Below are 11,413 nucleotides of genomic sequence, written 5' to 3' on the forward strand. Positions count from 1 at the left end.
AAGGAGATGGCGGCGCTTTTCCGACATCTCCGAAGAATAGTTCAGTCCCGTATCAGTCTCCCAGCAGCACCGTCCGGTGATACGCGCCGTCTTCCTTTTCGGGCAAGCCAGCTTCCACCGCCTGCTTGAGATGACTCAGCGCCATGCTGATGGCGGGGCCGGGGCCGTACATCTTCAGGGCTTCGGTGGTCAGCCAGAGTTCCAGGCCGCGCCCACCCTGCTCGGCCCGCAGCAGCACGCCCTCTGCGGCCTGTTCGTGGCTGACTTCTACGCCCTCTGGAAAGGCGGCGAGTTCGATTTGATGGGGAATATTGAGTTCGTGTGGCATGGCGTCAGCGTAGAGCAGTGTCCCCGTCCGACAGAAAATCCCCGCTAAAGGAGCCTTAGCAAAGGCGGCCCAGGCGGGGAGGGATGGCAGCTTCAGGCCAGCAGTTCGGCGGCGTTCTTGCTCGGCAGGTCGAACGCCTGCGCGACGCCCGCATAGGTGACGTGGCCCTGGTAGGTGTTCAGGCCCAGCCGCAGTGCCGGGTCACGCTTGAGCGCCTCTACGCCATGTTCCGCCAGGGCCAGCGCATACGGGAAAGTGGCGTTGGTCAGCGCAAAGGTGGACGTGCGCGGCACGGCCCCCGGCATGTTGGCGACGCCGTAGTGGATGATGCCGTCTACCAGATAGGTCGGGTCGTCGTGGGTGGTCGCGTGCATGGTTTCCACGCAGCCGCCCTGGTCGATGGCGACGTCGGCAATCACCGAGCCTTCCCCCATCAGCCCCAACATGTCGCGGGTGACGAGGTGCGGAGCCTTCGCGCCGGGAATGAGAACCGCGCCGATCAGGAGGTCGGTTTCGGGCAGCAGGGCGCGAAGGTTGGCCTCGCTGCTCATCATGGTGGTCAGGCGACCGAAAAACACGTCGTCGAGGTAGGCGAGGCGGCGCTGCGACACGTCGAGGATGGTAACTTTGGCCCCCAGGCCCATCGCCATTTTCGCTGCGTTGGTTCCCACCACGCCCCCGCCGACAATCAGCACATGCCCCGGCTGCACCCCTGGCACGCCGCCGAGCAGCACCCCTTTGCCGCCCACCGGTTTTTGCAGGTGGTAGGCCCCCGCCTGCACGCTGAGGCGGCCCGCCACTTCGGACATGGGCGTCAGCAGGGGCAGACTGCCGTCGGTCAGTTGCACGGTTTCGTAGGCCACGCCCGTCGTTCCGGCGTTCAGCAGGGCGTCGGTCAGGGGCTTGTCGGCGGCGAGGTGCAGGTAAGTAAAGAGCAGCAGGTCGTCGCGCAGGTAGCTGTACTCCGACTCGATCGGCTCTTTGACCTTGACCACCATTTCGGCGGCCCAGGCGTCCGCCGCCGTGCCGAGGGTCGCGCCCGCCTTTTCGTAGTCGCTGTCGCTCAGGCCGCTGCCCACGCCTGCGCCGCGCTCCACCGTCACCTGATGCCCACGCCGCACCAGCGTCGCCACACCGCCAGGGGTCAGCGCCACCCGGTTTTCCTTGACCTTGATTTCTTTGGGAACACCTATTCGCATAGCCACCTCACCGCCCGCAGCGACCAGGGCAGCGGGCCAGAACCTTTGTTGGAGTGGCGCAATGGTAGCAGAGCAACCTATCCGCGGGATTGCCTTTGGGCCGCCATTTGAGCAGATGTTTGCAACAGTGTTGCGCCAGATAGACTATTTTTGAGGCAAATGTCTAACGCCCGCCCCTTTCCCGAATTAGACCGCCTCGACCGTCAGATTCTGTCCATCCTGCAGAGGGACGCCCGCATCGCCAACACCGAACTGGCCGACGAAATCGGCCTGACGCCCGCGCCCACGCTGCGGCGGGTGCGGCGGCTGGAAGAAGAAGGCGTCATCCACCGTTATGTCGCGCTGCTCAATCCCAAACTGGTCAACCGCGACCTGATGGTGATGGTGCGCGTGACGCTCGACAAGCAGACCAAGCAGGGCTTTCAGGACTTTGCCGAGCAGATGCGCTCACGGCCCGAGGTGTTGGAATGTTACCTGTGCCTGGGCGACACCGACTATCTGCTCAAGGTCTGCGTGCCGAATCTGGACGCCTACCAGCGCTTTTTGGTGGACGTGCTGGCGGCCATTCCCGGCGTGCGCAACACCGACAGCACCATCATCGTCAAGCAGGAAAAGTACACCACCAGTCTGCCGCTGGACGACCTGTAAAACTGGGGTTCAGGTCAGGCTCGCCTATGAGGGCTAATGTTCTGTGCAAACGGGCTTCATGGTCTAAGTGCCCCGAGCTTTTAAGCTAGAGGGGTATGAAAAAGTTCACCCTGATGTCCCTTCTCGGCCTGGGCCTGGTGGCCTGCGCCCCCGCCACCCAGCAAGTCGTGCTGACCCCCACGCCGCCCCTCAAAGGCCCCGGCATCGTGACGCAGTACGAGCAGCAGACCACTGCCAGCACGACGACCACGCCCGCCGTGACCACCGAGCAGACCACGACCACCGTGACCGAAACGGCGGCGACGCCTGCGCCAGTCACCCAGACCACTGCGGCCACCCAGACACCCGCTGCCCCGGCCCCGACCACCACACCTGAGCCGGCCCCCGTCACCCAGACCACGACGGCTGCGCAGACCCAGACCCCAGCTCCGGTCACGACGCCCGCCCCCACCGAGGCCCAGGCGACCACCGCCACCGTGACCCAGACGCCGGCTGCCCCGGCCCCCACCACTCAGGCAACCGCCAGCGACTGGACGGTGCTGGCCCCGCTGAGTGCCGAGCGCAAGGTCAACTTTGCCCGGGCCGAGCAGGTCATTGACCCTGCCAAGAGCTACCGCGCCGTACTGAAGACCAGCAAGGGCGACATCGTCGTGAATCTTGACGCGGGGGCTGCGCCGCTGGCGGTCAATAACTTCGTGTTCCTGGCCCTGAACCGCTTCTACGACGGTACGCGCTTTCACCGTGTGATTGACGGCTTCATGGCGCAGGCGGGCGACCCCCAGAGCGCCGAACTTTCGCTGCGTGACGTCTGGGGCACGGGCGGCCCCGGCTACCAGTTCGCCAACGAAAAGAGCAGCCTGACCTTCGACAAGGCGGGCGTGCTGGCGATGGCGAACGCTGGCCCAGACACCAACGGCAGCCAGTTTTTCATCACCTTCGCGCCTACGCCCTTCCTGAACGGCGGCTACACCATCTTCGGGCAGGTGGCCGAGGGGCAGGACGTGGCGGACAAACTGACCCGCACCATGACGGGCAACAACACGCCCATTCCAGGGGCCGAGGCCGAAGTCATCAACACGGTCGAGATTCAGGTCAAGTAAGTCCCAACCCCCCCAGCGCCGCGTCGAGTTGCGCTTCGAGGTCGGTCAGCGAGCCACTGTTGTCGAGGACAGCGGTGGCCCGCTTCCTTTTTTCCTCGGCGCTCATCTGGCGGGCGTCGCGGGCGAGGATGTCCTCACGGGTCAGGCCGCCGCGTGCCAGTGCCCGCTGCACACGCAGTTCCAGCGGCGCGTCCACGACCAGCACGGCGTCCATGCCTTTTTCCAGGCCGCCCTCGAACAGCAGGGGGATATCCTGAACGACCCAGGTCGCGCCCCCGGCCACCGCCTGGGCCTCCAGCGCCTGCATCCGCGCCCGCACGCGGGGGTGCGTGATGGCGTTCAGCCGGGCGACCTGCGCCGCGTCCCCAAAAACCCGCGCCGCCAGTCCTGCCCGGTCGAGCGTGCCGCCCACCACCACGCCAGGAAAAGCCGCTTCCAGTTCGGCCAGCACCTCGGGCTGCTCGGTCACCGCTCTCGCCTCGGCGTCGGCGTCCAGCACCGTCAGCCCCCGCTCACGCAGCAGCCGCGCCACCGTGCTTTTGCCTGCGCCGATGCTGCCCGTCAGCCCCAGACGGCGCGGGGCAGCGTGGGCCGACTCCGAATCGAAACTCCTCATGCCGTGCAGGATAATGGGCGAACGCGTCTCCCCCTCTCCCCTCCCCTGTCCTGACGCTGCACTTCAGACCGTCGTCACCCCGGCGGGCCATGCTCTGCGGAGCAAGGGTGCCGGCCCCGTATCATGGCGCGGCGTCCCCGTTCTTTCCCCCTTGCTCCCGTTTCCGCCTTTTTTCCCGCTTCCCGGAGGTTTTCCCGTGACCCGACGTCCCTTCCTTGCCCTGCTGAGTGCCGCCCTGCTGGTTTCGGCAGCGGCCCAGGCCCAGACTGCGCCGACCCAGACCGCGCCGGCTCCGGCCCAGAGTGCCCCGGCAACGACTCAGCCTGCCACCCGTCCGCCCGCCGCCAACTATGTCGTGGTGGGCAACATGTACTACGAGCAGGGCAAGTACGACCAGGCGTATGTGGCCTTCCGCACCGCCAGCGAGCTCGACCCCAAAAATGCGGCGGCGTTGCTCGGCCTGGGCCGCTCGCAGTCGCGGCTGCGGCTCTATACCCCGGCGGTGGAGACCCTGCGCCGCTTGACCCAACTCGACCCCAGCAATGTCAGCGGGTACGTGGCCCTCTCGCAGGCCTACCAGCAGCAGTTCGTGGGCAGCGGTGACCGCAACGCCGTCGCGGGCAACCTGGACGCCGCGCTGACCACGCTGAGTCAGGCCGAGAAAGCCGTCGAAGCGCTGCCTGAAAGCGCCCGCGCCCTCGAACAGAGCAAGCTTTATAACGAGCGCGGCAACATCTACCGCCTTCAGGGCAAGCCCACCCAGGCCACCCAGGCCTTCCGGCAGGCCAGCGCACTCAACCCCGACAACAGCCTGATTCTGTTCAACCTGGGCGACATGTACCGGGCCAGCGGGCAACTTCCCCTCGCCATCAGTGCGCTGCAACAGGCGGTCATCATCGACCCCAGCGACCCCTACAACCGCGCCTACTACGCCAAACTGCTGGCGCTGAGCGGCAATTTCACCGCAGCCCGCTCGGAAGCGGCGCAGGCAGCCAAACTGGGCGCGGGCAACGCCTACGCCACCGGGCAGTACGGCGTGGTCAGCTACCTTGCGGGCGACCGCAGCACCGCCCGCACCCAACTGGCACAGGCGGTCAAGCTCGACCCGCTGCGCTACCCGGAGTTCTACTACTACCTGGGCCGCCTCGACCTCGACAGCAGCGACCTGAAATCGGCCCGCGACAACCTGACCCGCGCCGTGGCGCTGAGCAGCACCGCGTCCGAATACGCCTACTACCTGGGCCTGTCCTACGAACGCGGTCAGGGCGACCTGGCCCCCGACAAGCTCAAGGCCCGCGAGAACTACGAAAAGGCGCTCAAGCTCGCGCCCGGGTATAAGCAGGCGCAGGAAGGAATTGAGCGGCTGAAATAGCGCTCCTCTCCGGAGGGCAGACAAAGGATACCGCTCTCCTGAAAGTCGTCGTTCTGCCTGCTGGTCTAGAATGCCCTGCATGACCGAAACCCAGAAAGTGGCCCTCGTGACCGGCTCCAGCCGTGGTCTGGGCCGTGCGATGGCCCTCAAACTCGCGCAAGATGGCTTTGCCGTGGCGGTTCACTACGGGCGCGGCGAGGCCGAGGCGCAGCAGGTGGCCGAGGAAATCCGCGCCGCAGGGGGCACCGCCGAAGTCTTTGGCGCTGACCTCTCGGCCCCCGCCAAGGCAGGCGAACTGGTGGAGGGCGTGATTGCCAAACTGGGCCGCCTGGACGTGCTGGTCAACAACGCAGGCATCACCCGCGACGGCCTCGCCATTCGCATGAAGGACGAGGACTGGGACGCCGTGCTGCAAACCAACCTTTCCAGCGCCTTTGCCGCCTCCCGCGCCGCCATCAAGCACATGATGAAGGCGCGTTCGGGGCGAATCATCAACATTTCCAGCGTGGTGGCCCGCGCAGGCAACCCCGGACAGGCCAACTACGTCGCCGCCAAAGCGGGCTTGATTGGGCTGACCAAGGCGCTGGCGAAGGAATACGGCGCTCGCGGCATCACCGTCAACGCGATTGCGCCGGGCTTTATCGAGTCGGACATGACCGACAAGCTGCCCGACGACACCAAGAAGCAGTATCAGGCGAACATCCCACTGGGACGCTTCGGCACGGGTGAAGAAGTCGCGGCGCTGGTGGCCTTTCTCGCCAGCGACGGCGCGGCCTACATCACCGGGCAGACCATCGGCGTGGACGGCGGCATGTTCGCGGGCTGAGCGGCGGCCCCCCTGCTTTCTTCTTAAACCCTGTTCAGCTTCGTGCCCCAAATCGGTGAGGGCGTGTAGACTACGGAAACTTCAGTATCAGGAGGTACTCAACATGGCGATTTTTGATGACGTGAAAGAAGTGATTGTGGAAAAGCTCGGCGTGGACGCGGACAAGGTGACCCCCGAAGCCCGTTTTGTGGAAGACCTCGGCGCAGACAGCCTGGAAACCGTGGAACTCATCATGGGTCTGGAAGACAAGTTCGGCGTGACCATTCCCGACGAAGCCGCTGAAACCATCCGCACCGTGCAAGCGGCTGTGGACTACGTCGAAGCGAACAAATAAGCCACGATAAGCCTGCGCTGTAGGCTTGAGCGGAAGCGCGGCAACTCAGCCGTGTTTTCGCTTTTTTGGTTGTGGGACGTGGGTTGTAGAATCGTTCGCTTTCTTACCTATAACCCACCTCCTACAATCCACATCCTCCCGAAGGAGCATCCATGACCATCACCGGACTCAAGCGCGTCGTGATTACGGGCCTCGGCCCCGTGACCCCTATCGGCATCGGCGCCGCCGCCTACGCCGAGGCCCAACGCGCAGGCAAAAGCGGCATCGGCCCGATTACCCACTTCGATCCTGCCGATACGGCCAGCAAAATCGCGGGCCAAGTCAACGAAGCCCTCGACCCCTGGCTCGACCCCCGTGAAGCCCGCAAACTCGACCGCTACGTGCAACTGGCGCTGGTGGCGGCGGAACTGGCGGTGCAGGACAGCGGCCTTGACCGCGAGGCTCTACGCGGCGAACGCACGGGCACGCTGGTCGGCAGCGGCATCGGCGGCATGAAAACCTTTGAAGACCAGGCCCGCGTGAACGTAGAGCGCGGCCCAGGGCGCATTTCGCCCATGTTTATCCCCATGCAGATTGCGAACATGGCTACGGGCCACGTTGCCATGAAGTTCGGCGCGATGGGGCCGAGCAGCACCGTGGTCACCGCTTGCGCCACAGGCACGGGGTCTATCGGTGAGGCGGCCCGCTACATTCAACTGGGCCTCGCAGACGTGATGCTGGCGGGCGGCGCGGAAGCCTCGGTCACGCAAATGGCGGTGGGGGGGTTTTCCAACATGAAGGCGCTGTCCACCCGCAACGACGACCCCACGCGGGCCAGCCGCCCGTTTGCCAAATCGCGTGACGGTTTCGTGATGGGCGAGGGCGCGGGCGTGGTCGTACTGGAAGAATACGAACATGCCGTGAAGCGCGGCGCGACCATCTACGCCGAGGTCGTGGGCTTTGGCGTGAGCGCCGACGCGCACCACATCACCATGCCCGCCCCGGAGGGCGCAGGCGCACAACTTGCCATGAAAATGGCGCTGCGGACGGCGGGCGTCAACCCCGAACAGGTCGGCTACATCAACGCGCACGGCACCAGCACCCACTTCAACGACCTGCACGAAACGCAGGGCATCCAGCATGTGTTTGGCGAGCATGCGGGGGCGCTGGCGGTCAGTTCCACCAAATCCATGACCGGGCACCTGCTGGGCGCGGCGGGCGCGATTGAGGCGATTGCGGTGGCGCAGGCCCTCAAGGACGGCATCCTGCCCCCCACCATCAACCTCGCGGGCGACGAAGACCCCGAACTCACGCTGGACTACATCCCCGAAGGCGCACGCGAGAAGCAGGTGGAGTACGCGCTGAGCAACTCGTTTGCTTTCGGCGGGCAGAACGCGGCTTTGCTGTTCAAACGGGTGTAAAGTTAGCCGCCGAGAAAAGCATGGCGGCTAGCCGTGGAAACGTCGAACGTGGAAACGCCAGAAAGCTCCCTGCTAAAAGCTGTCGGCGTCCAAGCGTTCAGCGTTGTGCAATGGAAGAACAAGGTGGAAAGGTGGGAGGGCACGCTCCCCGACCTTTCCACCTTGCCGCTTGTGACCGTTACTTCTCCTCAAACACCCAGTCCACGCCCCCGCTGCTCAGCGTCAGCGTTTTGCCGCTCAGCGTCAGTCTGGGTCGTGCGCCCAGCAATCCGGTCAGGTCGGGCGTTTCCTGCGTGCAAGCGACCAGCGTGGAAGTCAGCGGGCCAGTCAGTCGCAGTTCGCCGCCCTTGCCGATGGCGTAGGCCGCTCCGAAATGGTTGCAGCCGTCGGAGCCGCCGACCCGTCCGCCCGCGAAGGTGAGGGTGAGCGGGGTATCGGTGACAAGCTTCTGGCTGCCGTTACTGAGCAGGGTAAAGGTGCGCCCGCTGAGCTGTGCGGCGCTGACGGTGGCGGGCGTCGGGGTCACGCGGCGCAAGGTTAGTTCACCGAGGCTGTTTTTCCAGGTCATCTGCTCGCCCTGCACGCTGACCTGCACGGGCGCACCCAGCAATTTGCCCAGCGCCCGCTCGCCCTGCATGTTCTCGCACAGCATCCGCGTGGTGGCGTACTGGGTGAACGTCAGTCGTTCGCCGCCGAGCGTGCCCTGCGCCGTGATTCGGTTGCAGTCCAGTATCCCGGCGAGGCTCAGGCCGTTGCCGTTGGCCTGAAGGGTCAATTGGGCCGCAGCAGGCACAGGCACCGCGCCGCCGACCTGGAGCGAGACGACTTTCCACTCGCCAGCAGCGGCGGCAGGGTTCAGGTCAGGGCTGGAAATGGGCGTCATGGAGCCTCCTGTGGGCGCGGCGCGAAAGACCAGACGTTGCTTGCCGCCGATGAGGGTGAGGGTCTGGCCGGACTGCTGGTAACTTTTGACGTGGCCCAGCGACTCAATCAAGCCCTGTTCCAGTTTCATCCGGGCGGGTTCGCAGAGGCGGCGGGTCAGGGAGAGCTGACCGATGCTCAGGCGCCCGCCCTGACGCCGCACCGTCGCCTGATACTGATTGCAACCCGCAAAGCCGCTGACCTTGGAGCCATTGAGTTGCAGGGTGGGTGACGGCAGGGTAGGCGACGGGATGCCCGACGATTGAGGGGCAGGCGAAGTCAGCGTCCAGGTGGTGCGCTCCAGAGCGGGCGCGGCGGCTCCACCCAGGGCCAACGACAGCAGGGGGGCAGCGAGGAAGGAAAGAGGCATGGGCCCATTCTGACCCTCTGGCCTGAAACGCGGCTGATGGCCGGGCCACCGAGGGGCCGTCATCCCGTATCCTGATCGGTTGAAATCCCTGTCCTGACCTCGCCCTGACTTCGGCCTTACAGCGCCGGGGTACATCTCAAGGAGTGAACACCGTGTCCGAAGACCTTTCCCCGACCACTGCAGCGGTCAACAACCCCACCGCCAAAAAGAGCGCTCAGAAGGGCGCTCGTTCCGCGAATGCCGGGACGCAGCCCCACACCCAGACCACGGTGGCGAACCCCGAAAGCCGCTTCCTGAACCGCGAACTGTCGTGGCTGGCTTTCAACGAGCGGGTGCTGAATGAAGCCCGCGACGAGCGTAACCCGCTGCTGGAACGCCTGAAATACGCGGCGATTTGCGGCAGCAACCTCGACGAATTTTTCATGGTGCGCGTGGCGGGCATTCACCGCCAGATTGCGGCGGGCGTGCAGACCCCCGGCCCCGACGGACTGCTGCCCCGCGAAACGCTGAAGCTGGTGCGTGAGCGTACCCACGTCATGCTGCGCGAAATAGAAAGCGCGACCCGGCAGATTCTGAAAGAGCTAGCGGCCCAGGGCGTCAAGATGGGGCAGGTCTCCAGCCTCAGCAAGAGCGAGCGGGCGCAACTGCGCGAGCATTATCTGGCGCAGATTCAGCCCGTGCTGACCCCGCTGATCGTTGACCCCAGCCATCCCTTTCCCTACATGAGCAACCTCAGCCTGAACCTGGGCGTGCTGCTCAAGACCAAAAAGGGCGAAACCCCCGACTTTGCCCGCGTCAAGGTTCCGGTGGGCGTGCTGCCCCGCGTGGTGGCGGTGGGCGACCAGTTGCTGCTGCTCGAAGACGTGATTGCCGAGTTCATCGGCGACCTGTTCAAGGGCCGCAAGGTGCTGGCGTGCCATGTCTTCCGCGTGACCCGCAACACCGACTACGAGTTCGAGGAAGAAGAGGCCGAAGACCTGCTGGCGACCATTGAGGACGGGCTGCGCCGCCGCCGCTTCGGCTCTGCTGTGCGCCTGGAAATGGTGGAGGGAATGCCGCAGGAAATCCTGGGCCTGCTGCAAGAAAAACTGCGCCTGAACCCCGCCGACATCTTCCTGCTTCAGGGGCCGCTCGGTACGGCTGACCTGATGGGCTTGCCCGTCAAGCGGCCCGACCTGTCCTTCCCCGACTTCACCCCGGCAGCGTCCGACCTCGACGAAGACGAAAACGGCATTTTCGAAACGCTGCGCCAGGGCGACGTGGTGCTGCACCATCCCTACGACTCGTTCGTCAACGTCCTGAACTTTCTGGAAGAAGCCGCGCAAGACCCGCAGGTGCTCGCCATCAAGCAGACGCTCTACCGCACGGGCGACGATCCAAGGCTGCTGGGGGCGCTGCGTACCGCCGCCGAAAAGGGCAAGCAAGTGGTCGCCATGATTGAACTCAAGGCCCGCTTCGACGAGCAGCGCAACATTTCCTCGGCCCGCAAACTCGAACGCGCCGGGGCGCATGTGGTGTACGGCATCACCGGACTCAAGACCCACGCCAAGGTCACGCTGGTCGTGCGGCGCGAAGAAGGCGGGCTGCGGCGCTACGTCCACATCGGCACGGGCAACTACAACCCCAAGACCGCCCGCCTGTACACCGACCTCAGCGTGCTGTCCGCCGACGCCGAACTGGGGGCCGACGTGGGCGAACTGTTCAACCACCTGACCGGATACGCCGAAGCCGAATACTCGCACCTGCTGGTCGCCCCCGATACGGCCCGCAGAGGCTTTGAAGCCCTGCTGGAGCGCGAAATGGAGAACGCGCAGGCCGGACGCGAAGCCTGGGCGCGGCTCAAGTTCAACTCGCTGACCGACCCCGGCATGATTGAGGCGCTGTACCGCGCTTCGCAGGCAGGTGTCAAGATTGACATGGTGATTCGCGGCGTGTGCTGCCTGCGTCCCGGTGTGCCCGGCCTTTCCGAAAACATCCGCGTGCATAGCCTGCTGGGACGCTATCTGGAACACGCCCGCATCTACGCGTTCGCCAACGGTGGGCAGCCCGAGGTCTACTTCGGCAGCGCCGACTGGATGAGCCGCAACCTCGACCGCCGCGTGGAAGTCATCGCGCCCGTGCTGGACGACACCCACCGCGCCCACTTCTTCCACATTCTGGACACCGAATGGGCCGACGAGCGCGGAAGCTGGGAACTGGAAGTCAGCGGCGAATATGTCAAAGTCGCTGGCGACCTCAGCGCCCAGGCCATCTTTGCCGAGCGGCGCTTGCCTGCCTGAGAGGGCGAAGGGCTGAGGGC

General features: G+C 65.2%; 11 protein-coding genes. 7 read left to right on the plus strand and 4 right to left on the minus strand.

Features of this window, described 5'->3' with window-relative positions; translation table 11 throughout:
- Window positions 1-52: 52 nt before the first annotated feature.
- Both Q4C89_RS11445 and ald read right to left on the minus strand, forming a co-directional pair.
- Window positions 53-328 (minus strand): hypothetical protein, encoded by a 276-nt coding sequence (locus Q4C89_RS11445; RefSeq protein WP_303102744.1) that lies wholly within the window; start codon window positions 326-328, stop codon window positions 53-55.
- Window positions 329-420: 92 nt separating this feature from the next.
- Complete coding sequence (gene ald, locus Q4C89_RS11450; RefSeq protein WP_303102745.1) at window positions 421-1,527, minus strand: alanine dehydrogenase; 1,107 nt, start codon at window positions 1,525-1,527, stop codon at window positions 421-423.
- 159 nt (window positions 1,528-1,686) lie between these two features.
- Here ald and Q4C89_RS11455 point away from each other — a divergent pair, with 159 nt between their 5' ends.
- Together Q4C89_RS11455 and Q4C89_RS11460 are read left to right on the plus strand one after the other, a co-directional pair.
- Window positions 1,687-2,175, plus strand: coding sequence for an Lrp/AsnC family transcriptional regulator (locus tag Q4C89_RS11455; protein ID WP_303102746.1), 489 nt, complete (start codon window positions 1,687-1,689; stop codon window positions 2,173-2,175).
- 95 nt (window positions 2,176-2,270) lie between these two features.
- Complete coding sequence (locus Q4C89_RS11460) at window positions 2,271-3,275, plus strand: peptidylprolyl isomerase (protein ID WP_303102747.1); 1,005 nt, start codon at window positions 2,271-2,273, stop codon at window positions 3,273-3,275.
- Here the strand turns inward: Q4C89_RS11460 and coaE are convergent.
- Window positions 3,268-3,891, minus strand: coding sequence for a dephospho-CoA kinase (coaE, locus tag Q4C89_RS11465; RefSeq protein WP_303102748.1), 624 nt, complete (start codon window positions 3,889-3,891; stop codon window positions 3,268-3,270). The genes Q4C89_RS11460 and coaE overlap by 8 nt on opposite strands.
- A gap of 196 nt (window positions 3,892-4,087) precedes the next feature.
- On the opposite strand from coaE, the gene Q4C89_RS11470 reads away from it, so the two are divergent.
- The 4 genes from Q4C89_RS11470 to fabF all read left to right on the plus strand — a co-directional run bounded on the left by Q4C89_RS11470 (window position 4,088) and on the right by fabF (window position 7,823).
- Entirely contained in the window at window positions 4,088-5,263 is a 1,176-nt protein-coding gene (locus tag Q4C89_RS11470; protein WP_303102749.1) for a tetratricopeptide repeat protein, read from the plus strand.
- A gap of 79 nt (window positions 5,264-5,342) precedes the next feature.
- Window positions 5,343-6,089: a 3-oxoacyl-[acyl-carrier-protein] reductase gene (gene fabG / locus Q4C89_RS11475; protein WP_303102750.1), complete on the plus strand. Its 747-nt coding sequence runs from the start codon at window positions 5,343-5,345 to the stop codon at window positions 6,087-6,089.
- A gap of 103 nt (window positions 6,090-6,192) precedes the next feature.
- Window positions 6,193-6,423 carry an acyl carrier protein gene (gene acpP / locus Q4C89_RS11480; protein ID WP_303102751.1) on the plus strand — a complete coding sequence of 77 codons (231 nt, stop codon included), beginning with the start codon at window positions 6,193-6,195 and terminating at the stop codon, window positions 6,421-6,423.
- Between the two features lie 152 nt (window positions 6,424-6,575).
- Window positions 6,576-7,823 carry a beta-ketoacyl-ACP synthase II gene (gene fabF / locus Q4C89_RS11485; RefSeq protein ID WP_303102752.1) on the plus strand — a complete coding sequence of 416 codons (1,248 nt, stop codon included), beginning with the start codon at window positions 6,576-6,578 and terminating at the stop codon, window positions 7,821-7,823.
- A 178-nt stretch (window positions 7,824-8,001) separates the two neighbouring features.
- Here fabF and Q4C89_RS11490 read toward each other — a convergent pair whose 3' ends face one another.
- Complete coding sequence (locus Q4C89_RS11490) at window positions 8,002-9,114, minus strand: META domain-containing protein (RefSeq protein WP_303102753.1); 1,113 nt, start codon at window positions 9,112-9,114, stop codon at window positions 8,002-8,004.
- 152 nt (window positions 9,115-9,266) lie between these two features.
- On the opposite strand from Q4C89_RS11490, the gene ppk1 reads away from it, so the two are divergent.
- Entirely contained in the window at window positions 9,267-11,393 is a 2,127-nt protein-coding gene (gene ppk1 / locus Q4C89_RS11495) for a polyphosphate kinase 1 (protein ID WP_303102754.1), read from the plus strand.
- Window positions 11,394-11,413: the final 20 nt, after the last annotated feature.

It is taken from the genome of Deinococcus sp. (assembly GCF_030523985.1).
In the GTDB taxonomy this organism is placed as follows: domain Bacteria; phylum Deinococcota; class Deinococci; order Deinococcales; family Deinococcaceae; genus Deinococcus.